Source organism: Bradyrhizobium sp. USDA 4504 (assembly GCF_054063995.1).
This window is the reverse complement of sequence record NZ_JBSSGV010000001.1, coordinates 8,071,711-8,093,812: the sequence shown is the minus strand read 5'-3', so window position 1 is coordinate 8,093,812 and position 22,102 is coordinate 8,071,711. Positions and strand designations below refer to the sequence as shown.

The window sequence follows — 22,102 nt, the reverse complement described above, 5'->3', positions numbered from 1 at the left end:
ATGAGGACACAGGTGATGAAGGGCGGGGCAACTCAACGGACGATGCGGGCCTTCATGGTCCGCGCATTGTCGTTCTCGGCCGTCGCGGCGCTCACGCTCAACCCGGCACTGACGCCGGTGGTGGCGGGCGACTACCGCGCCGCTCCCGCCGCGGCCGACGGCCAGATGAATGCCCGCTTCCTCTCACTCGGCGTCGGCAAATCGGTGGTGATCGATCTGCCGAGGGACATCAAGGACGTGCTGGTCGCCGATCCCAAGATCGCCAATGCCGTGGTCCGCTCGGCGCAACGCGCCTACATCATCGGCGCGACGGTCGGCCAGACCAACATCGTGTTCTTCGACGCCGCCGGCCAGCAGATCGCGGCCTATGACATCGCGGTCAAGCGCGACCTCAACGGCGTGCGCGCGGCCCTGCGCGCAGCGCTGCCGAACGCCGATATCCAGATCGAGGGTGTCGGCGAGGGCGTCATGCTGACCGGAAGCGCGGCGAGCCCGATCGAAGCGCAGCAGGCCGGCGAGATCGCCACGCGGCTGGTCGGCAGCGCCGACAAGGTTGTGAACTCCATCACGGTTCGCGGCCGCGACCAGGTGATGCTGAAGGTGACGGTCGCCGAAGTCTCGCGCAGCCTGATCAAGCAGCTCGGCATCGACCTCACCGCGAACCTCAACTACGGCACCACCGTGGTGAAGTTCACCAACAACAACCCGTTCACGGCGAACAACGCACCGCTGGTGCCCGGCAACGCCCTCACCACTTCGTTCGGCGCGGCCCCATCGGTGTCGGCGACGCTCCGCGCCATGGAAAGCGCAGGCGTGGTGCGGACACTCGCCGAGCCGAACCTGACCGCGATCTCCGGCGAATCGGCGACCTTCATCTCGGGCGGCGAGTTTCCAATTCCGACCGGCGTGACCTGTCAGACGACGACGGGAGGCGCGATCGGGAATTGCGTTCAGACCGTCAGCTTCAAGAAGTTCGGCATTTCGCTCAACTTCACGCCCGTGGTGCTGACTGAGGGACGGATCAGCCTGCGCGTGATGACGGAAGTGTCGGAAGTCTCGACCGAGAATTCGCTGACCGGCGGCGCCGGCGGAACGACGATCCCCTCGATCAAGACCCGGCGCGCCGAGACCACGCTGGAAATTCCTTCGGGCGGCTCGATGGCGATGGCCGGCCTGATCCAGGACCAGACCAAGCAGGCGATCAACGGCCTTCCCGGGCTGGCGTCGCTGCCGGTGCTCGGAACGCTGTTCCGCAGCCGGGACTTCGTCAACAACCAGACCGAAATGATGGTGCTGGTGACGCCCTATGTCGTTCGCGCGGTGGCGCAGAAGGACCTGTCGCGTCCGGATGACGGCTTCGCCAACGCGTCCGACCCGCAGGCCGACCTGCTCGGCAGCATCAATCGCGTCTACGGCGTGCCCGGCCGCACCGAGCCGGCGCGGAATTACCGCGGCACTTACGGCTTCATTACGGACTGAGGCGGACGATGACACAGACCACATCCAGGACATCCGCCGGTTACCAGCGCGGCATCGTTCTCGCCGGAGCGCTCGTCAGCCTCGCGATGACGCTCGGCGCCTGCCAGCACGCCGCCGACAACAGTTTCGCGATGGTGAACGCACCGGCCGACTATCGCCAGCGCCATCCGATCGCGGTCACCGAGGCTGATCGCTCGATCGTGGTCTTCGTCGGCCGCAGCCGCGGCGGCCTGACTGCGGAGCAGCGCGCCGAGGTGACGGGGATGGCGCAGGACTGGATGCGCGAGGGGACCGGCGCCGTCACCATCGACGTTCCCGCCGACACGCCGAACGCACGGACCGCCCAGGAATCGCTGCGCGAGATCCAGGCCACGTTCACCGCCGCCGGCGTGCCGCCGCGCGGGATCCTCGTTCGCAAATACCATCCCGAGGATCCGCGCCAGATGCCCGCGATCCGCGTGAACTATCCAAAGATGAAAGCGGTCGCCGGGCCGTGCGGTCTCTGGCCGGAAGATCTCGGCCCGTCGATCCACAACGGGTCCTACATCGAGAACAAGCAGTACTACAATTTCGGCTGCGCCAATCAGCGCAACCTCGCAGCCATGGTCGAAGACCCGACCGACCTCGTGCAGCCGCGCGCGGAGACCCCTGCCTATACGTCGCGTCGCAACATCGCCTTCGACAAGTATCGCAAGGGCACCACCACCGCCACGAGTTATCCCGAGTCCGACAGGGCCAAGCTAAGCGACACAGGAAAATGATCACCTACGCGCAGCAAAACTCCGAAGAGCAGACGGACGCCCCGCCGCAGGCCGTGGACGACCATATTGCTCCGGCGCCACGGGTTTCGGTCCAGGCGTTCTGCGAAACGGTCGAGACCGCTGCCGCCGTGCAGTCGGCGGGCGAGGATCGCCGGCTGGCCAAGGCTCACCTCAAGATCCAGATGGGCGGCATGGCGGCCGCCATCGAGGCCTATCGCTCGGCGCCGACGCCCAATGTCATCATCCTCGAGACCGAGGGCCGCGGCGACATCCTGGCCGGCCTCGATCAGCTCGCAACGGTGTGCGACGCCGGCACCCGCGTGGTCGTGATCGGCCGCGTCAACGACGTGACGCTGTATCGCGAGCTGGTGCGCCGCGGCGTCAGCGATTACGTGATCGCGCCGGCCCATGCGATCGACGTGGTGCGCGCGGTCTGTAACCTGTTCTCGGCACCGGAAGCCAAGGCGGTCGGCCGCATCGTCGCCGTTGTCGGTGCCAAGGGCGGTGTCGGCGCCTCGACCATCGCCCACAATGTCGCCTGGGCGATTGCCCGCGACCTGGCGCTCGACTCCGTGGTCGCCGACCTCGACCTCGCTTTCGGCACCGCCGGCCTCAACTACAACCAGGATCCCGCGCAGGGCATCGCCGACGCCGTGTTCTCGCCGGACCGCGTCGATACCGCCTTCGTCGACCGCCTGCTGTCGAAATGCACCGACCATCTGAGCCTGCTGGCGGCGCCGGCGACACTGGACAAGGTCTACGATTTCGGCGCCGAGGCATTCGATGCGATCTTCGATACGCTGCGGACCACGATGCCCTGCATCGTGCTCGACGTGCCGCATCAATGGTCCGGCTGGACCAAGCGCGCATTGATCGCGGCCGACGACATCCTGATCGTGGCGGCGCCCGACCTCGCCAATCTGCGCAATGCCAAGAACATGTTCGACCTGCTGAAGGCCTCGCGGCCCAACGACCGCGCGCCGCTGTACTGCCTGAACCAGGTCGGCGTGCCGAAGCGTCCCGAGATCGCGGCCGGCGAGTTCGCCAAGGCGATCGAAAGCCAGCCGATCGCCGCCATCCCGTTCGATCCGCAGATCTTCGGTTCGGCGGCCAACAACGGCCAGATGATCGCCGAGATTTCCGCCAACCACCGCGCGGTCGAGATGTTTCTGCAGATGGCGCAGCGGCTGACAGGCCGCGGCGAGACCAAGAAGCCGAGGGGGTCCTTCCTGTCGCCCCTGCTCGAAAAGCTGCGGTCCAAATAGTGGTCCGCGTGGAGTCAAGACGTCGTGTTTGGTAAGCGTAGCGGAAACGATGGGGACGTGCGGGCACCCAAGCCCGCGTTTCAGGCGCCGGAGCCAGCCGGCGCGCCGGCGATGTCGCGCGAGTCCGTCGCACCGGCGATCTCGTCGCCGCCGCTGGCACCCAGCAAGCCACCGCCTGCCCCCGCCGTCGAAGCCCGCCGCTCCGACAACTACTACCAGGTCAAGGCGACGATCTTCGGCGCCCTGATCGAGGCGATCGACCTTGCCCAGCTCGCCAAGCTGGACAGCGAATCGGCGCGCGAGGAAATCCGCGACATCGTCAACGAGATCATCGCGATCAAGAACATCGTGATGTCGATCGCCGAGCAGGAGGAGTTGCTCGACGACATCTGCAACGACGTGCTCGGCTACGGCCCGCTGGAGCCGCTGCTGTCGCGCGACGACATCGCCGACATCATGGTCAACGGCGCAGGCACCGTGTTCATCGAAGTCGCCGGCAAGATCCAGCGCACCGGCATCCGCTTTCGCGACAACCAGCAGCTGCTCAACATCTGCCAGCGCATCGTCAGCCAGGTCGGCCGGCGCGTCGACGAATCCTCGCCGATCTGCGACGCCCGCCTCGCCGACGGTTCGCGCGTCAACGCCATCGTGCCGCCGCTGGCGATCGACGGGCCCGCGCTCACCATCCGCAAATTCAAGAAGGACAAGCTGACGCTGGAGCAGCTCGTCAAGTTCGGCGCGATCACCCCCGAAGGGGCGACCATCCTGCAGATCATCGGCCGCGTCCGCTGCAACGTGATCATTTCCGGCGGCACCGGCTCGGGCAAGACCACGCTGCTGAACTGCCTGACCAACTATATCGAGCACGACGAACGCATCATCACCTGCGAAGACGCCGCCGAGCTTCAGCTGCAGCAGCCGCATGTGGTGCGGCTGGAAACCCGGCCGCCGAACATCGAGGGCGAGGGCCAGGTGACGATGCGCGAACTGGTCCGCAACTGCCTGCGTATGCGCCCGGAGCGCATCATCGTCGGCGAAGTCCGCGGACCCGAAGCGTTCGATCTGTTGCAGGCCATGAACACCGGCCACGACGGCTCGATGGGCACGCTGCACGCCAACAATCCGCGCGAAGCACTGTCGCGCTGCGAATCCATGATCACCATGGGCGGCTTCTCGCTTCCGTCACGCACCATTCGCGAGATGATCTGCGCCTCGGTCGACATCATCGTGCAAGCGGCGCGCCTGCGCGACGGTTCGCGCCGCATCACGCACATCACCGAGGTGATGGGCATGGAAGGCGACACCATCATCACCCAGGATATCTTCCTCTACGACGTGGTCGGGGAAGACGCCAACGGCAAGATCATCGGCAAGCACCGCTCGACCGGCATCGGCCGGCCGCGCTTCTGGGAGCGTGCGCGCTACTACAATGAAGAGAAGCGGCTTGCGGCGGCGCTGGACGCTTCCGACGCCCCGGCGCCGGTCTAGGGGAACGCAGGATGCAGGCGCAAACTCTGGCTCTCGCCTTCCTCGCCGCCACGACGGTCGGCGGCATCGCTTGGGTCTTCCTGTACCCCTACCTTTCGGGGGAGAAGAAGGCCGAGTCGCGGCGCGCGTCGGTGGCGCGCAGCGAACCCACGACGACACGAAACGCCGACCGCACGCAACGCTCCCGCCGCGAGCAGGTAGAGGGATCGCTGAAGGAGCTCGAGGCGCGTCGGCAGAAGGACAAGAAAGTCCCGCTCGGCGTGCGCATCTCGCAGGCCGGACTGGAGTGGTCGGAGCAGAAATTCTGGATGATCTCCGGCGCCCTTGGCCTGTTCGGGTTCGGCGTGGCCTTCATGGTTGGCGGAGGCCTGCTCGGCGCGGCCGGCATCGGCTTTGCCATGGGTCTCGGCCTGCCGCGCTGGGTGCTCGGCTTCCTGAAGAAGCGGCGGGAAAAGGCGTTCCTGAAGTCGCTGCCTGACGCCGTCGACGTCATCGTGCGCGGCATCAAGGCCGGCCTGCCGCTGTTCGAATCGCTCAAGGCGGTCGTCAACGACGCGCCGGAGCCGCTGCGCAGCGAATTTCTCGCCATCATCGAGACCCAGGCGATCGGCATGCCGCTCGGCGAAGCCTGTGCCCGGCTCTACGAGCGGATGCCGCTGCCGGAGGCCAACTTCTTCGGCATCGTGATCGCGATCCAGCAGAAGTCCGGCGGCAATTTGTCGGAAGCGCTCGGCAACCTGTCGCGGGTGCTGCGCGACCGCAAGAAGATGGCCGAGAAGATCCAGGCGATGTCGATGGAAGCGAAGGCCTCCGCCGCCATCATCGGCTCGCTGCCGCCGATCGTGATGATCCTCGTGTTCCTGACGACGCCGGACTACATCGCCCTGCTGTGGACCAATTCGATGGGCCAGCTCATGCTGGTGGCCTGCGCGATCTGGATGTCGATGGGCGTGCTGGTGATGAAGAAGATGATCAACTTCGATTTCTGACGGTGCAGCATGATTGATATTCTGGTCGCCAAGCTCCACGACGTCAGGTTCATGACCATGCTGCTTGCCTTCTTCGCGGCAAGCGCGACGGTCTACACGCTGGTGATGCCGCTGCTCGCCGGCGGCGATCTCAACAAGCGCATGAAGGCGGTCGCCAGCGAGCGCGAGCGCCTGCGGCAGCGCGAGCGCGACCGTCTCTCCAAGTCGGAAAAGGTGACGCTGCGCCAGACGCCGAAGCAGGCCGTCTCCAAGATGGTGGATGACCTGAACCTCACCAAATGGCTGGCCCAGGAAGCGGCGATCGAGAAGCTGGTGATGGCGGGCTATCGCGGCCACGCTCCGTATGTCTATTTCCTGGCAGCGCGGGCGGTCACGCCGATCCTGATGCTGATCGGCGCGATCATCTATACGTTCTTCATTGCCGGCGCGAACTGGTCGCTCACGCTCAAGATCGGCATTTGCGTCGGCGCGGCCTATGCCGGCCTGCAGGCGCCGATGCTGTTCCTGAAGAACGCGATCTCCAAGCGCCAGCTCCAGATCAAGCGCGCGTTCCCGGATTCGCTCGACCTGCTGCTGATCTGCATCGAGTCGGGCATGTCGGTCGAGGTCGCGTTCCGGAAAGTGGCCAACGAGATCGCCGGGCAATCGGTCGCGCTGTCGGAGGAGTTTGCGCTGACGACCGCGGAACTGTCCTATTTGCAGGATCGCAAGACCGCCTACGAGAACCTGGCGCGCCGCACCGGCCTCGAAGGCGTGAAGTCGGTGTGCATGGCCTTGCAGCAGTCCGAACGCTACGGCACGCCGCTCGGCCAGAGCCTCCGCGTGATGGCGCAGGAAAACCGCGACATGCGGATGAACGAGGCCGAGAAGAAGGCCGCGGCACTGCCGCCCAAGCTGACGGTACCGATGATCCTGTTCTTCCTGCCCTGCCTGTTCATCGTGATCCTCGGCCCGTCCTACATCAAGATCGCCACGATGCATTGAGTTGCCTCGCCTGCGCCGGCTGCCTCTCTCCTTCCCTCTGAAAGGGGGAAGGCCGGGATGGGAGTCAGCCGCAGACACCGCTCCTCGTGGAGAGATGATCCCCACCCGCTTTGCTCTCACGAGCAAAGCGACCTCCCCTTTTCAAGGGGCGGTGGAGCTGCCGCGTTTGGTTTAGTCGTCCTTGGCGACGACCGGCGCCGCACGCGACGCGGTCCGCGGGCCGTCCTTGCGGTTCAGCATGTCGCGGAGATAAGCGACGTTGGCCGCGGCCTCATCCGACGGCAGGTCGGCCTTGACGATCGTTTCCGCCTCCGCGAAGCGGCCCTGCAGGGCCGACGACCAGCGCAAGGTTCTGCCGGATCCGGGTGTCGGCGCGAGCGCTGGCGTAGGCCTGGCGCAGCGTCTCTTCCGCTTTCGGCAAATCCTTGGTCAGCATGTAGGACAAGCCGAGATTGGACAGCACCGACGGCTCGTCCGGAGCCAGCCTGAGCGCACTGGCGTAATAGCGCCGCGCCTCCTCGTGCCGGTTCATCTTGTCGAGCGTGGTGCCCTGCACGGACAGGATCCGCCAGTCCGGATTGTCCGGGCTGTGCGCGCGGCTCAGCACGTCGAATGCAGCCTGCGAATTGCCGTTGTCGGCCAGCGCGCGGCCATAGGCGGCGAGCAGCGCCTTGTTGCCGGGGTTGGCGATCGTGGCCTGCTCGAGCACGGCGCAGGCCTGCGAGCGCTGGCCGGTCATGCGCAGGGCCTGGCCGTAGGCGACCGCGGCAGCGACATCCTTGGGATTCTTGCGATAGCGCTCGCCATAGGCCTCGACGGCCCGGCGCGGATCATCGGGCGTGGGATCGGACCGCGACGTGATCGATCCCGCCACGTCGGACATGGTCTGGCAACCGCCAAGCCCTGCGGCCAGGACCGCCAGAAGGGCTGCGAAAGCAAGATGCCGGGTCAGATTGGACTGTCGACACATGGCACTGTGACTCACGAAATCGGGCGAACGGTTCCAGCCGAGCGTGCCAGCAATAGACTGTTAACCCTAACGTCTGGTTAACTGGCGGCGCCGGCAGCCGACGCTCCGGTTCCGGCCTGCACGGCGCGTGAACCGTTGGCGCGCTACCATCCATGGCGAAAGGCGTGTAGTAGCCCACCAACGACGCCAGAACCGAGAGCCGCATGCCATCCGTGTTCGAGACCGCCACGACCGCCGCCACGCCGATCACCTTCGTCACCAAGGCGACATGGGATGCGATTCAGGGCGAGCTGCCGGCGCCGGCGCGCCAGTTCGCGGCGGCCAATGGCTTCGTGGCCAAGGCGGGAAAATTGCTCGTCCTGCCGGCGGCAGACGGCGGCATCGCGCAGGTGCTGTTCGGTCTCGAGGACGACGACCACAAGGCGCGCGATCCGTTCCGGCCCGGCGCCCTGCCCGGCCTGCTGCCGCCCGGCGTCTACCGCTTCGCCAATGCGCCGCACGACACCAGACTTGCCGCGCTCGCCTTCGCGCTCGGCTGCTATCGCTTCGGCCGGTATCGCACCAACAAGGCTCCCGAAGTCCGGCTGGTGCCGCCCGACGGCGTCGACACGGCGGAGATCACCCGGATGGCGGATGCCGCGGCGCTGGCGCGCGATCTCATCAACACGCCGTCCAACGACATGGGACCGGCCGAGCTCGCTGAGGTGGCGCGCGACCTCGCGACGCGGTTCGGCGCTGCCTTCAATTGCATCGACGGCGACGAGCTCGCCCAGAACTTCCCGCTGATCCACGCCGTCGGCATGGCGTCGACGCGGTCGCCGCGATTGATCGAGCTGAGCTGGGGCGACCCCGCCCATCCGAAGGTGACGCTGGTCGGCAAGGGTGTCTGCTTCGACACCGGCGGGCTCGATCTCAAGCCTTCGAGCGGCATGCTCATCATGAAGAAGGACATGGGCGGCGCCGCCAACGTGCTGGCGCTGGCCCAGATGGTGATGGACGCGAAGCTCAAGCTGCGGCTGCGCGTGCTGATCCCGGCGGTCGAGAACGCAGTTGCCGGCAACTCGTTCCGCCCGCTCGACATCTTCAAGTCGCGCAAGGGCATCACCGTCGAGATCGGCAACACCGACGCCGAAGGGCGGCTGGTGCTCGCCGACGCGCTAGCGCTCGCCGACGAGGAGACGCCCGATCTTTTGGTCGATCTGGGCACGCTGACCGGCGCCGCGCGGGTGGCGCTGGGCCCGGATCTGCCGCCGTTCTACACCAATGACGAGGCGCTCGCCGGCGACGTCGCATCTTGTGCGAAGAGCGAGAACGACCCGCTCTGGCGGATGCCGCTGTGGCCGGCCTACGACGCCTGGCTCGACTCCAAGACCGCCGACATCACCAACGCACCGTCAGGCGGTTTCGCGGGCTCGATCACCTGCGCGCTGTTCCTGCAGCGCTTCGTCGAGCACGCGAGGAGCTGGCTGCACGTCGACATCTACGGCTGGACGCCGTCGGCAAAGCCCGGCCGTCCCGAAGGCGGCGAGTGCCAGGCGGCGCGCGCGATCTACAAATTGCTGAGCCAGCGCTATGCATGACCCCCGTGTGACACCGGCCCGCGACGACCTCGCGGCGAAATATCTCGAGGGCAAGGTCCAGGCGTTGCGCTTCGTCGAAGGCGAAGTGCTCGAGGTCGGCGACGCCATCGCGCCGCTACGCCAGGCGCCGGCGAGCGATGCCGAACAGATGACGCAGGCGCTCCGGGGCGAGCGCGTCACGGTGTACGATCGCAACGGCGAAGGCTGGGCCTGGGGCCAGCTCGCCGATGACGGCTATGTCGGCTGGATTCCCAAGGCCGCGCTGGCCAAGCCCGGCGCCGCCCCGACGCACAAGGTCACGGCGCTGCGCACGCTGGCGTATCCGGGCCCGTCGATCAAGCTGCCGCCGGTCGAGGCACTGGCGATGGGGACAAAGCTCGCCATCGTCCGCGAGGACGGTGCGTTCGCGGTGACTCGCGAGGGCTGGCACCTGCCACGCCGGCATCTCGCGCCGCTCGACACGATGGCAGGCGATTTCGTCGCGATCGCCGAGCAATTCGTCGGCACACCGTATCTATGGGGCGGCAAGTCGAGTCTCGGGATCGATTGCTCAGGCCTGGTGCAGATCGCGCTGACCGCCGCCGGCACCGGCTGCCCGCGCGACAGCGACATGCAGCAGGAAGGCCTCGGCCGCGAATTGACGGCGGCGGAATCCAAGCAGCTGCAGCGCGGCGACCTGATCTTCTGGAAGGGCCATGTCGCCATCGTGCGCGACGCGACCACGATCGTGCACGCCAACGCGCATCACATGGCAACGGTGGTGGAGAACACGCAGGCCGCGATCGCGAGGATCAGAGCGGCCGGCAGCGAAGTCCTGGCGATCAAGCGGCTTTAGCCCATCTTGTAGGATGGGTAGAGCGAAGCGAAACCCATCAAGCTGCTACCGCGCGGAAAAAAATGATGGGTTTCGCTGCGCTCTACCCATCCTACGAAGCTCGTTACGTCGCCACCGCCCCGTCGCCGGCCGCTTCGATGCGGAACGCGGCGGCGAACAGCGCGCGGGTGTAGTCGCTCTTCGGATTCTTGAACAGCTCAGAGGCCGGTCCCTCCTCCTCCACCTTGCCCGATTTCATCACGATCAGATGGCTCGCCAGCGAGGCGACCACGCGCAGATCGTGCGAGATGAACATGTAGGTGAGATCGCGCTTGCGCTGCAGGTCGCGCAACAGGTCGACCATCTGAGCCTGCAGCAGCATGTCGAGCGCGCTGGTCGGCTCGTCCAGCACGACGAAGTTCGGCTCCAGCACGACCGCGCGCGCGATCGAGATGCGCTGGCGCTGGCCGCCGGAGAATTCGTGCGGATAGCGGAAGCGCCAGTCCGGATCGAGCCCGACATCCTTCAATGCCTTGATCACCCGCGCCTCGCGCTCCTCGCGCGACAGCTGCTTCTGGTGCACCTCAAGGCCCTCGGCAATGATGTCGGCCACCGACATGCGCGGGCTGAGCGAGCCGAACGGGTCCTGGAACACGATCTGCATGTCGCGGCGGAACGGCCGCATCTGCTTGAAGCGCAGGCCCTGGATGTCGTTGCCGAGGAAAACGATCGGACCATCGGACGAAATCAGCCGGAGCAGCGCGAGCCCGAGTGTGGTCTTGCCGGAGCCGGATTCGCCGACCACGCCGAGCGTCTCGCCCTTGCGCACCGCGAGGCTGACGCCATCGACCGCCTTGATGTGGCCGACGGTCGAGCGCAACAGCCCGCGCTTGATCGGAAACCAGACCTTGAGATTGTCCGCCGACATCACGACCGCTGCGCCCGGCTGCGGCGGCGCCGGATCGGGCTTCGGCTCGGCCGCGAGCAGCGCCTGGGTATAGGCGTGCTTCGGCGCGGTGAAGACCTGCTCGACCGGCCCCTGCTCGACGATCTTGCCGTTGTTCATCACGCAGACCGTGTCGGCGATGCGGCGGACGATGCCGAGGTCGTGGGTGATGAACAACAGGCTCATGCCGAGCCGCGCGCGGATCTCGGCCAGCAGCGCCAGGATCTGCGCCTGCACGGTGACGTCGAGCGCGGTGGTCGGCTCGTCCGCGATCAAAAGATCGGGCTCGTTGGCGAGCGCCATCGCGATCATCACGCGCTGGCGCTGGCCGCCGGACAATTGATGCGGATAGCTCTTGAGCCGGGTCTCCGGCTCGGGGATGCCGACCTGGCCCAATAGCTCCAGCGTCCGCGCCCGCGCCGCCGCGCCACTGACGCCCCTGTGCAGGGACAGGATCTCGCCGATCTGGGTCTCGATGGTCTGGAGCGGATTGAGCGAGGTCATCGGCTCCTGGAAGATGATCGAGATGTCGTTGCCGCGAACCTCGCGCATCTGCTGATCGGACGCGGTCAGGAGGTCGCGGCCGCGGAAGCGGATCGCGCCTGAGGGATGCGAGGCCGTCGGATAGGGCAGCAGCTTCAGCACCGACAGCGCGCTGACGGATTTTCCCGAGCCGGATTCGCCGACCAGCGCGACGCACTCGCCGCGCTTGATCGAGAACGAGATGCCGTCGACCGCAAGCGAGCGGCCGAAGGCGACCGAGAGGTCGCGGACATCGAGCAAAGGCTGGTTGATCGCGTCCATGCCTCAGCCCTTCGAGAACGTCTTGCGTGGATCGAAGGCGTCGCGCGCGGCTTCGCCGATGAAGATCAGCAGCGACAGCATGATCGCGACCGAGAAGAAGCCGGTGAGGCCGAGCCACGGCGCCTGCACGTTGGCCTTGCCCTGCGACAGCAACTCGCCGAGCGAGGGCGAGCCGGGCGGCAGGCCGAAGCCGAGGAAATCCAGCGCCGTCAGCGTCATCACCGAGGACGAGACGATGAAGGGCAGGAAGGTCATGGTCGCGACCATCGCGTTCGGCAGCAGATGGCGGAACATGATCACGCCGTTGGAGACGCCAAGCGCGCGCGCCGCCTGGATGTATTCGAAATTGCGGCCGCGCAGGAACTCGGCGCGCACCAGCCCGACCAGCGAGACCCAGGAGAATAGCAGGAGGATGCCGAGCAGGATGAAGAAGCCCGGCGGCAGCACCGCCGAGATGATCAGCAGCAGATAGAGCGAGGGGATCGCGGTCCAGATCTCGATCAGCCGCTGGAAGATGAGATCGGTCCAGCCGCCGAAATAGCCCTGCACGCCGCCCGCGGCGATGCCGATGATCGAGGACAGGATGGTCAGCGTCAGGCCGAACAGCACCGAGATGCGGAAGCCGTAGATCAGCCGCGCGACCACGTCGCGGCCCTGATCGTCGGTGCCGAGCCAGTTGTATTCGAGGTCGCGGCAGCCGGTCAGGCCCTTGCGCTTGACCACGTCCTTGCACTGCTCTTCGGTCAAGAGCCAGGTCGGCTTCGACGGCACCGCCGTCGGCGGGTCGAGGTTGCGGCTGTCGTAGGAGTAGCGGATCGGCGGCCAGATCATGCTGCCGCCCTTGGCGGCGATCTGCTTCTGCAGGTAGGGATCGCGATAATCGGCCGCGGTCTCGAAGTCGCCTCCGAAGGTGGTCTCGGCATAGGTGAACACCACCGGCCAGTAGAGACGGCCGTCATATTTGACGACCAGCGGCTTGTCGTTGGCGATGAAATTGGCAAACAGCGACGCCACGAACAGCACGAGGAAGATCCAGAACGACCAGTAGCCGCGGCGATTGGCCTTGAAGTTCTGCCAGCGTCGCTTGTTCAGCGGCGACGGCGAAAAGGCGTGGTGCGTGGCGGGCACCGTTTCGCCGAGCGGCGATTGCGTCGTGGTCTCGACCGGCTGGGGCGCGAGCATCGTCATCAGACCTCCCGCGCTTCGAAGTCGATCCTGGGATCGATCCACATATAGGCGAGATCGGAGAGCAGATTGACCACCAGTCCGACCAGCGAGAAGATGAACAACGTCCCGAACACCACCGGATAGTCGCGGTTCAACACGCTCTCGAAGCCAAGCAGGCCGAGCCCGTCGAGCGAGAAGATGGTTTCGATCAAGAGCGAGCCGGAGAAGAACGCGTGAATGAACGCGCCCGGGAAGCCTGCGATCACGATCAGCATGGCGTTGCGGAAGATGTGGCCGTACAGCACCTGGCGCTCGCTGCAACCCTTGGCGCGCGCGGTCATCACATATTGCTTGCGTATCTCGTCGAGAAACGAATTCTTGGTCAGCAGGGTCATGGTGGCGAAGGCGCCGAGCGCCATCGACACCAGCGGCAGCGTCAGGTGCCAGAAATAGTCGATAATCTTCCAGTACCAGGGGAATTGCGACCAGCCGTCCGAGGTCAGGCCGCGCAGCGGGAAGATGTTGAGGAACGAGCCGCCGGCAAACAGCACGATCAGGAGGATCGCGAACAGGAAGCCCGGGATCGCAAAGCCGATGATGATCACCGCCGAGGTCCAGGTATCGAACCGCGAGCCGTCCTGCACCGCCTTGCGGATGCCGAGCGGGATCGAGATAAGATAGGTCAGCAGCGTCATCCAGATGCCGAGCGACATCGAGACCGGCAGCTTCTCCTTGATCAACTGCAGCACGCTGACACTGCGGAAATAGCTGTTGCCGAAATCGAACCGCGCGAAATTCCAGACCATCAACGCGAACCGCTCGGGCGCCGGCTTGTCGAAGCCGAACTGCACCTCGAGCTTCTTGATGAAATCCGGGTCGAGCCCCTGCGCGCCGCGGTATTTCGAATTGATGGCCGCGCCTGCGCCCGCGCCCTGGCCGCGCTGCGCGCCGAAATCGCCGCCGCCTCCCGACACGCGCGATGTGCCGCCGGTGTCGGCGCCGTTGATCTGCGCGATGACGCGCTCGACCGGACCGCCGGGAGCAAACTGCACGACCACGAAGGAGACGAACAGGATGCCAAGCAGCGTCGGCAGCATCAGGAAGATACGTCGGGCGATATAGGCGCTCATCGGCTACTTCGCCTGCTCGAGCTTCGCGGCCTTGGCCGCATCATACCACCAGTTCTCCGGGGCGCCGACGCCCGCATATTTCGCCGGCTTCTCCGGATGCCCGAACTGGTCCCAATAGGCGACACGGTGCTTGTTAGAATACCATTGTGGCACCCAATAGCGGCCGGCACGGAAGACGCGATCGAGCGCGCGGCAGGCAAAGGTTAAGTCCGCCCGCGTCTCGGCAGCGATAGCTTTTTCGATCAATGCGTCGATCGCCGGGTTGGCAACGCCCGCCAGATTGTAGGAGCCCTTGGTGGTCGCAGCCTGGGACGAGAAGTAAGGCCTCAGGCTGTCACCCGGCGTCGCCGACATGGATATACGCTGGGTCGTCACCTCAAAATCGAAAGCCTCAACACGCGCACGATACTGCACTGCGTCGATCTGCCTGATGTTGGCATCGATGCCAAGCGGCTTGAGATTCTTGATGAAGCTGGCGTGATGCGGCTGGAAAGTCGGCTCATCTAGCAGGAACTCGATCGTAAGCGGGTCGCCGTTAGGCAATCGCCGCTTGCCATCCTTGACGACGCATCCTGCATCGTTGAGCAACTGCGTCGCCTTTCGCAGCAGTGCGCGGTCCTGTCCCGATCCATCCGACACCGGCGGCACAAAGGGCTCGCCGAACACCTCATCCGGCACTTGGCCGCGGAATGGTTCGAGCAGTTTCAATTCCTCGGGCGAAGGTAGTCCACTAGCCACCATGTCCGAATTCTGGAAAGGCGAGACGCTGCGCGCGTAAGCGTCGTACATGATGGTCTTGTTGGTCCATTCGAAATCGAAGGCATAGATTAGCGCTTCGCGAACGCGCGGGTCTTTGAACTTGTCGAGACGGGTGTTAATGAACCAACCCTGCCCACCGGACGGTGTTTCGTCCGGCAATGTCTCGCGCTTGACCCGCCCGTCCTTGATAGCCGGGAAATCGTACCGCGTCGCCCAGACACGGGACGTGAATTCCTCGCGAAACAGATAATTTTTGCCTGTGAAGCCTTCGAACGCGACATCGCGATCACGGTAGAACTCGTAGCGCACGGTGTCGAAATTGTAACTGCCGCGATTGACCGGCAAGTCGGCTGCCCACCAATCCTTGAGGCGGTTATACTCGACGTAACGATTGACCTCGAACTTGCCGACCATGTACGGCCCGGAGCCGAGCGGAACTTCGAGCGTGGACTCATCAAACTGCCGCTTCGCGTAATAGGCCTTCGAGAAGATCGGCAGACCCGCAACATAAAGCGGCACGTCGCGCGCGCGATTAGGCGCGAAGGTCACGATCACGGTGCCGTCGTCGGGCGCCTCGGCCTTCACGAAATCGCGCAGTTGCACCACGATCAACGGATGCCCCTTCTCCTTCAGCGTATTGAGCGAGAACGCGACATCCTGCGCAGTCAGCTTCGAGCCGTCGTGAAAGCGAGCCTCGGGCCGCATCGTGAAGCGGTAGGTGAGCTTGTCGGGAGAAATCGAGACCGATCTTGCGGCCAGGCCGTACATCGCGTCAGGCTCATCACCCGCGCGTGCCATCAACGAATCGAAGGTCATCTCCATGCCCTTCGCGCCTTCACCCTTGAGGATGAACGCGTTGAACGAACTGAACGTAAAGAAGGACTGGTTGTAGGCACGGGTCGAAGGGATCATTGAGAACGCCCCGCCCTTCGGCGCCTTCGGATTGACGTAGTCGAAGATCTTGAAATCCGCCGGATATTTCAGGTCGCCGAACACCGACATGCCGTGCATCTCGGTTCCGTTGTCGGCCACCGCCGGCGCAGCACGCAAGCCTGCAGCACTCAACGCACCGATGCCGAGGCCGAGTGCGTGCCGACGGGAGAATAGCGCCATGCGCGAATCCTTGAGTTTTATGAACGCTTGAGCTTGGCCGCCTTGTCGGCGTCGTACCACCAAAGATTTGGGAATCCCGAAACAGCGTATTTCGGCAGCGGGTCGGGATGGCTGAAGCGATCCCAATAGACATAGCGCTGCTTGTCGTAATTGAAGTGTGGAACAAGATAGAAGTTCCAGAGCAAAACCCGATCCAGCGCCTTCGCGGCGGCGACCTGATCGGCGCGGCTGGTGGCGAAGATGATGCGTTCGATGATGGCATCGACCGCCGGATTCTTGATGCCGGGAAGATTGTTCGAGCCGGGCCGGTCGGCCGCCTGCGAACCGAAATTGTCGCGCTGCTCGTTGCCGGGCGAGATCGATTGTCCCCAGACCTGGGTCACCATCTCGAAATCGAAATCGCGCACCCGGTTCTGATACTGCACCGTGTCGACCGCGCGCAGATTAACGGTGATGCCGAGGCGCTCCAGGCTCGGCTTGTAGAACAGTGCGATCCGCTCCATGCCGGAATCGCCACTGTTGCCGAGGATCTCGACCGTGAACGGCTGGCCTGAGGAATCCACCAGTTTGCGGTCGCGGATCTCGAAGCCGGCTTCCTTCAACAGCCGCGTCGCCTCGCGCAGATTGGCGCGCACGTTTTCCGGCGTGCCTCCGACCGGATCCTTGTAGGGCGTCGTGAAGACTTCCGGCGGCACCTTGTCGCGTAGCGTCTCCAGGATCTCGAGCTCCTTGCCCTCCGGCAGGCCGGTCGCCATCAAATCGGGGATGCCGTCGAAATAGCTTGAATCGCGATGATAGTCGCCGGTCGAAAGCACGCGGTTCATCTCTTCGAAATCGAACGCACAGTTGAAGGCGCGGCGCAGTCTGGGGTCGGCGAATTTCGGGCGCCTCAGGTTGAACACCCAGCCCTGCATCCGGCCTTGATTGCGGACGGTGAAGAGCTCCTTGAGCAGCCGTTTCTCACGCACCGGCGGAACGTCGTAGGCCGACGCCCACTCCTTCGCGCTGCGCTCGCCGTACCAATCGAACTGGTCGGCCTTCAGCGCCTCGCGCGCGACGGTGTCGTCGCGGAAATATTCGTAGCGCAGCTCGTCGAAATTGTTCTGTCCGATCGCGATCGGAATATCCTTGCCCCAGTAGTCCTTGACGCGCTCGAGCACCACCGATCGTCCGGCAACGAACTCCTTGATCCGGTAGGGACCCGAGCCAAGCGGCGGCTCCAGCGTGCTCGCGGTGATGTCACGCTTCTTGCCCTGCGCGTCGGTGCCTTCCCACCAATGCTTGGGCAGGATGACGAGCTGACCGGTGATCATCGGCAGCTCGCGGTTGCCCGGGCTGTCGAAGGTGAACTTGATGTCGCGATCGCCGACCTTCTCGGCCTTTTCGATGTGCCGGTAGTAGGCGCTGAACATCGGGCTGTTCGCCTTCCACGCCTCGAACGAGAAGATCACGTCCTCCGGCGTGACCGGCTTGCCGTCGTGCCAGCGTGAGCCGGGCCGCAGGCGGTAGATCACGTAGGAGAAATCGTCGGGGAAGGCTGCCGCCTCGGCGAGTTCGCCGTAATACGTATCGGGCTCGTCGAGCGAGGCCTCCATCAGCGAATCGTAGATGCGGGTGACGGAAGAGGCGACCGTGCCCTTCAACCCCGCAACGACCAGGTTGAAGCTGTCATAGGTGCCGGGCTGGAACAGCCGCACCACGCCGCCCTTCGGCGCGTCCGGCTTGACATAGTCGTAGCGCTTGAAGTCGGCGGGATATTTGATTTCGCCGTAGGTCGAGAGGCCGTGCCGCCATTTCAGCCCGTTGGGGGCTTCGTCGGCGAAGGCCGGCGTGATCGCCGACAGGCCGGGGGTGAGTCCGAGCGCCGGAGCCATTGCCGCCAGTGCGCTGCCTTGAAGGAGGTGTCGTCGGGTGATCGCCAAATTCGGTCTTCCTGCTTGCGGCCCCGCTTACATGGGACCCAATATAAGGCAACGGTTCGACAAATTACGTTGCTTTTTCCTCATGATATTGGCCCGGGAACAATATCGGTGCGGCGAAACGTCCCGATAACAACCCCGCGACAGCGGATTCCCCATGCGAAAACGGCCAGGCATTGCCTGGCCGTTTCATCCACATGCTTGCGCGAAGCAAATCGTTACTTCGAGGCGGTCGGGAGCGGAGCCGGGTGCTCCGAGTTCGAATTCAGATAGGCGATGATGTCGGCGCGCTCGCTGTCCTTCGGCACGCCGGCAAAGCCCATCGCGGTGCCCGGGATGAAGCCTTTAGGGTTGGTCAGGAACTTGTTGAGGTCGTCGAACGACCATTCGCCGCCCTTGCCCTTCATCGCGGCCGAGAAATTGAAGCCACGGCCCTCGCCCTTCTTCTCGCCGACGACGCCGAACAGGTTCGGACCGACGCGGTTGGGACCGCCCTTCTCGAAGGTGTGGCAGGCCTGGCACTTCTTGGCGGCCGCCGCGCCCTTCTCGACGGAAGCGGTCTGCAGCAGCTTCTCGATCGGCTCGGATGCGGCCGCAGCGGCCTCGCCGCCACCGCCATGGGACTCTTCCTTCACAGCGATCTCAAAACCCGGCTTCTCCGGCAGCTTCGGCGCGAATTTCGCGCTGGCGGCAAAGCTCATCACCAGGACGACGATGCAGGTGCCGAGAACCGCACCGAGGATTTTGTTGAGTTCGAAGGAGTCCATTTTGGGTCAGGCTCCGGGCCTTGAATGTCGACTTCAGGCCGGGAATACGGCCGCGGGGAAAGACCTGGGAATCGGCCTTATCGCACCGCCCCAAGCAGGGTTGAGATATCGGTTTGCCCGCGCTCTGGCAACCCGTATAAACGCGCCGAATTCAACCTCCTCCCCGGCAATTTCCGCAGGCCGGACGGGCTCCGACACGAATGACCCAACCCCGTACCCTGGTGCTGATTCCGGCCCGCATGGCCGCCACTCGCCTTCCGGGAAAGCCGCTGCTCGAGATCGCCGGCGTGCCGATGATCGTCCATGTGCTGCGGCGGGCCGAGGCGGCGGGCATCGGCCGGGTTGCGGTTGCGACCGACACGGCCGAGATCGCTGCAGCGGTGAAGGCTGCGGGCGGCGAGGTCGTAATGACCCGTCCCGACCATCCGTCCGGCTCGGACCGGATTTATGAAGCGATGACGACCCTCGACCCCGACGGCCATGCCGAGATCGTGGTCAATCTGCAGGGCGATTTCCCGACCATCAGCCCCGAGACCATCCGCAGCGTGATGCCGGCGCTCGACGATCCCGCAGTCGACATCTCGACCCTGGCCTCGCGCATCCATACCGAGGAGGAGGATCAGGCCCCCAGCGTCGTCAAGGCAGTCGGCTCGCCGATCGGGCCGAACCGGTTGCGCGCGCTGTATTTCACCCGCGCCACCGCGCCTTATGGCGACGGGCCGCGCTACCATCATATCGGCCTCTACGCCTACCGCCGCGCCGCGCTGGAGCGGTTCGTGGCGCTGCCGCCCTCGCCGCTGGAGCAGCAGGAAAAGCTCGAGCAACTCCGCGCGCTGGAGGCCGGGATGCGGATCGACGTCACCATCGTCGATACCGTCCCGCGCGGCGTCGACACCCCGGCCGATCTCGAAACCGCCCGCAGAATACTTTCCAACGCCTGACCGGCTGGTAAAAGGCCACCCATGACCAAGAAGCTGAAAATCGCGTTCCAGGGCGAGCCTGGCGCCAATTCCCATATCGCGATCGTCGAGGCCTATCCCGACGCCGAGCCGATGCCCTGCCCGACCTTCGAGGACGCGCTGGCCGCGATTTCCTCGGGCGAGGCCGATCTCGGCATGATCCCGATCGAGAATTCGGTCGCCGGCCGCGTCGCCGACATCCACCATCTGTTGCCCGCTTCGGGCCTGTTCATCGTCGGCGAATGGTTCTTGCCGATCCGCCATCAGCTGATGGCGATCAAGGGCACCAAGCTCGCCGACATCAAGAGCGTGGAGAGCCATGTCCACGCGCTCGGCCAGTGCCGCCGCGTCATCCGCAAGCTCGGCATCAAGCCGATCGTCGCCGCCGACACCGCCGGCAGCGCCCGCGACATCTCCGAGCGCGGCGACAAGAGCGTGGCGGCGATCGCCTCCCGCCTCGCCGCCGACATCTACGGTCTCGACATTCTCGCCGAGGACATCGAGGACGAGGCCCACAACACCACCCGCTTCGTGGTGCTGGCGCGCGAGGCCAAGTGGGCCACGCAGGGTTCGGGGCCGCTGGTCACGACTTTCGTTTTCCGGGTGCGCAATTTGCCCGCCGCGCTGTACAAGGCGCTGGGCGGCTTTGCCACCAACGGCGTCAACATGACCAAGCTCGAAAGCTACATGGTCGACGGCAATTTCTTCGCCACGCAATTCTATGCCGATGTCGACGGTCACCCCGATGAGCGCGGCCTCGCGTTCGCGATCGAGGAATTGAAATTCTTCTCGCGCGAATTCCGCATCGTCGGCGTCTATCCCGGCCATCCGTTCCGCGCGACTTTCAGCGAGACGCAGGATTGACGCAGTCATTCCGGGGCACGCGAAGCGTGAACCCGGAATCTCGAGATTCCGGGTTCGATGCTGCGCATCGCCCCGGAATGACGGGGTCAAGCCGCCGCCGTCTTCGCAAGCCCGAACGCCTCGGCGAGCAGGCTGTACGACTTCTTCCGCGCGGCATGGTCGTAGACCGCTGATATCACGATCAGCTCGTCGGCCTGGGTCGCCGCGATCAGCGGCTCCAGCTTCGTCATCACGGTTGCGGGGCTGCCGACGAAGAGGCGGGCGCGGTTGCGCTTGATCGAGGCGCGCTCGGCGTCGGTATAGGGATAGGCCTCTGCCTCCTCGACGCTCGGCAGCGGCAGATACTGGCCGCGGTCGCGGCGCAGCCGGTTGAGATCCATCGACAGCGCAAGCCGCTCGGCTCCAGCGTCGGTCTCCGCCGCAACAACCGCAACCGCCAGAATCGCCTGCGGCGTCGCACGCCAGCCCGACGGCTTGAAATGCGCGCGGTAGTTCGTCATCGCCGCAATTGCATCGTGAGTGGCAAAATGATGCGCGAATGCAAAGCCCATCCCGACCTGGGCCGCGAGTTCGGCGGAATAGTCGCTCGAGCCGAGCAACCAGATCGGCGGCAGCGGCGAATCATCCGGCATCGCCACCACATTGTTGTAGGGATGGCCGGGCGGGAAATCGCGCGTCTCCCACAAGGTCAGCTCGTGCAGCCGCTCGAGGAAATCATCGCCTTCGCGGCGATCGAGCCGGCTGCGCAGTGCGTAGGCGGTGGCGCCGTCGGTGCCGGGCGCGCGGCCGAGGCCGAGATCGATGCGGCCGGGAAACAGCGCCTCCAGCATCTTGAAGCGCTCGGCGACGACCAGCGGCGCGTGGTTGGGCAGCATCACGCCGCCGGAACCGACACGGATATGCTCCGTCACCGCCGCGATCTGCCCGATCATCAGATCAGGCGCCGGGCTCGCGACTGAAGCGAGGTTGTGGTGCTCGGCGAGCCAGTAGCGGACGTAGCCAAGGCCATCGACATGGCGCGCCAGATCGATGCTGTTGCGGAGCGCAGCGGCCGGCCTGGTGCCGGTGGTGACGACGGACAGGTCGAGGACGGAGAGCGGAATCATGGCCGTCAACCTAGTGTGGCGCCACGAGGCGACAAAGGCCCCGGCCGCGCAGACCAGTCCCGCGGCGGAACGCCGGCGCCGGCAGCCGTCGGCTTTGGGACGATACGCAATGATTCATCATTGTACCACGCTACCCACAATCGATTTCGCTCTCCAATCAATTGCAAGCCATTTCCTTTATTTATATTTTTCAATACGTTAATTTCATTTTCGGCGAAGTCGGCGACTGCCCACCGAA

Annotated in this window: 17 protein-coding genes and 1 pseudogene; 10 read left to right on the top strand and 8 right to left on the bottom strand. The window is 65.0% G+C overall.

Annotated features, from left to right (window positions below):
- The 6 genes from ACVMB1_RS37890 to ACVMB1_RS37865 are packed head-to-tail and all read left to right on the top strand — an operon-like array spanning position 1 to position 6,966.
- Positions 1-1,479, top strand: coding sequence for a type II and III secretion system protein family protein (locus ACVMB1_RS37890; RefSeq protein ID WP_141341582.1), 1,479 nt, complete (start codon positions 1-3; stop codon positions 1,477-1,479).
- Between the two features lie 8 nt (positions 1,480-1,487).
- Positions 1,488-2,240, top strand: a complete 753-nt coding sequence (locus ACVMB1_RS37885; protein WP_076824881.1) for a CpaD family pilus assembly protein — start codon at positions 1,488-1,490, stop codon at positions 2,238-2,240.
- A complete protein-coding gene (locus tag ACVMB1_RS37880; RefSeq protein WP_018269598.1) occupies positions 2,237-3,505 on the top strand; it encodes an AAA family ATPase in 1,269 nt (422 codons plus the stop codon). The genes ACVMB1_RS37885 and ACVMB1_RS37880 overlap by 4 nt, the downstream gene beginning before the upstream one ends.
- Before the next feature lie 24 nt (positions 3,506-3,529).
- Entirely contained in the window at positions 3,530-4,993 is a 1,464-nt protein-coding gene (locus ACVMB1_RS37875; RefSeq protein ID WP_057016114.1) for a CpaF family protein, read from the top strand.
- 11 nt (positions 4,994-5,004) lie between these two features.
- Entirely contained in the window at positions 5,005-5,982 is a 978-nt protein-coding gene (locus ACVMB1_RS37870; RefSeq protein ID WP_057016113.1) for a type II secretion system F family protein, read from the top strand.
- Between the two features lie 9 nt (positions 5,983-5,991).
- Complete coding sequence (locus ACVMB1_RS37865) at positions 5,992-6,966, top strand: type II secretion system F family protein (protein WP_038387579.1); 975 nt, start codon at positions 5,992-5,994, stop codon at positions 6,964-6,966.
- 171 nt (positions 6,967-7,137) lie between these two features.
- Here ACVMB1_RS37865 and ACVMB1_RS37860 read toward each other — a convergent pair.
- A pseudogene (locus tag ACVMB1_RS37860) lies at positions 7,138-7,936 on the bottom strand (tetratricopeptide repeat protein).
- A 203-nt stretch (positions 7,937-8,139) separates the two neighbouring features.
- Between ACVMB1_RS37860 and ACVMB1_RS37855 the strand changes: the two are divergent.
- A complete protein-coding gene (locus tag ACVMB1_RS37855; protein ID WP_076824877.1) occupies positions 8,140-9,516 on the top strand; it encodes a leucyl aminopeptidase family protein in 1,377 nt (458 codons plus the stop codon).
- On the top strand, positions 9,509-10,351 hold the full coding sequence (locus tag ACVMB1_RS37850; RefSeq protein WP_076824875.1) for a C40 family peptidase: 843 nt from the start codon (positions 9,509-9,511) through the stop codon (positions 10,349-10,351). The genes ACVMB1_RS37855 and ACVMB1_RS37850 overlap by 8 nt, the downstream gene beginning before the upstream one ends.
- A gap of 103 nt (positions 10,352-10,454) precedes the next feature.
- On the opposite strand, the gene ACVMB1_RS37845 is transcribed toward ACVMB1_RS37850, so the two are convergent.
- The 6 genes from ACVMB1_RS37845 to ACVMB1_RS37820 form a co-directional block, all read right to left on the bottom strand.
- Positions 10,455-12,080: an ABC transporter ATP-binding protein gene (locus tag ACVMB1_RS37845; RefSeq protein ID WP_076824873.1), complete on the bottom strand. Its 1,626-nt coding sequence runs from the start codon at positions 12,078-12,080 to the stop codon at positions 10,455-10,457.
- Positions 12,081-12,083: 3 nt separating this feature from the next.
- The gene (locus ACVMB1_RS37840) at positions 12,084-13,268 is read right to left on the bottom strand and encodes an ABC transporter permease (protein ID WP_057016108.1); all 1,185 of its coding nucleotides are present in this window, start codon (positions 13,266-13,268) and stop codon (positions 12,084-12,086) included.
- Entirely contained in the window at positions 13,268-14,377 is a 1,110-nt protein-coding gene (locus tag ACVMB1_RS37835) for a microcin C ABC transporter permease YejB (protein WP_057016107.1), read from the bottom strand. Before ACVMB1_RS37835 ends, ACVMB1_RS37840 begins: the two co-directional genes overlap by 1 nt.
- Positions 14,378-14,380: 3 nt before the next feature.
- Entirely contained in the window at positions 14,381-16,249 is a 1,869-nt protein-coding gene (locus ACVMB1_RS37830; RefSeq protein WP_076824871.1) for an extracellular solute-binding protein, read from the bottom strand.
- Positions 16,250-16,266: 17 nt separating this feature from the next.
- Positions 16,267-18,123, bottom strand: coding sequence for an extracellular solute-binding protein (locus tag ACVMB1_RS37825; protein WP_076824869.1), 1,857 nt, complete (start codon positions 18,121-18,123; stop codon positions 16,267-16,269).
- Positions 18,124-18,386: 263 nt separating this feature from the next.
- Positions 18,387-18,935: a c-type cytochrome gene (locus ACVMB1_RS37820; RefSeq protein ID WP_028342300.1), complete on the bottom strand. Its 549-nt coding sequence runs from the start codon at positions 18,933-18,935 to the stop codon at positions 18,387-18,389.
- 200 nt (positions 18,936-19,135) lie between these two features.
- On the opposite strand from ACVMB1_RS37820, the gene ACVMB1_RS37815 reads away from it, so the two are divergent.
- Both ACVMB1_RS37815 and ACVMB1_RS37810 read left to right on the top strand, forming a co-directional pair.
- Positions 19,136-19,876 carry a 3-deoxy-manno-octulosonate cytidylyltransferase gene (locus ACVMB1_RS37815; RefSeq protein WP_076824867.1) on the top strand — a complete coding sequence of 247 codons (741 nt, stop codon included), beginning with the start codon at positions 19,136-19,138 and terminating at the stop codon, positions 19,874-19,876.
- A gap of 21 nt (positions 19,877-19,897) precedes the next feature.
- Complete coding sequence (locus ACVMB1_RS37810) at positions 19,898-20,758, top strand: prephenate dehydratase (protein ID WP_076824865.1); 861 nt, start codon at positions 19,898-19,900, stop codon at positions 20,756-20,758.
- Between the two features lie 86 nt (positions 20,759-20,844).
- Here ACVMB1_RS37810 and ACVMB1_RS37805 read toward each other — a convergent pair whose 3' ends face one another.
- Positions 20,845-21,864: an LLM class flavin-dependent oxidoreductase gene (locus ACVMB1_RS37805; protein ID WP_456849711.1), complete on the bottom strand. Its 1,020-nt coding sequence runs from the start codon at positions 21,862-21,864 to the stop codon at positions 20,845-20,847.
- Between the last annotated feature and the right edge of the window lie 238 nt (positions 21,865-22,102).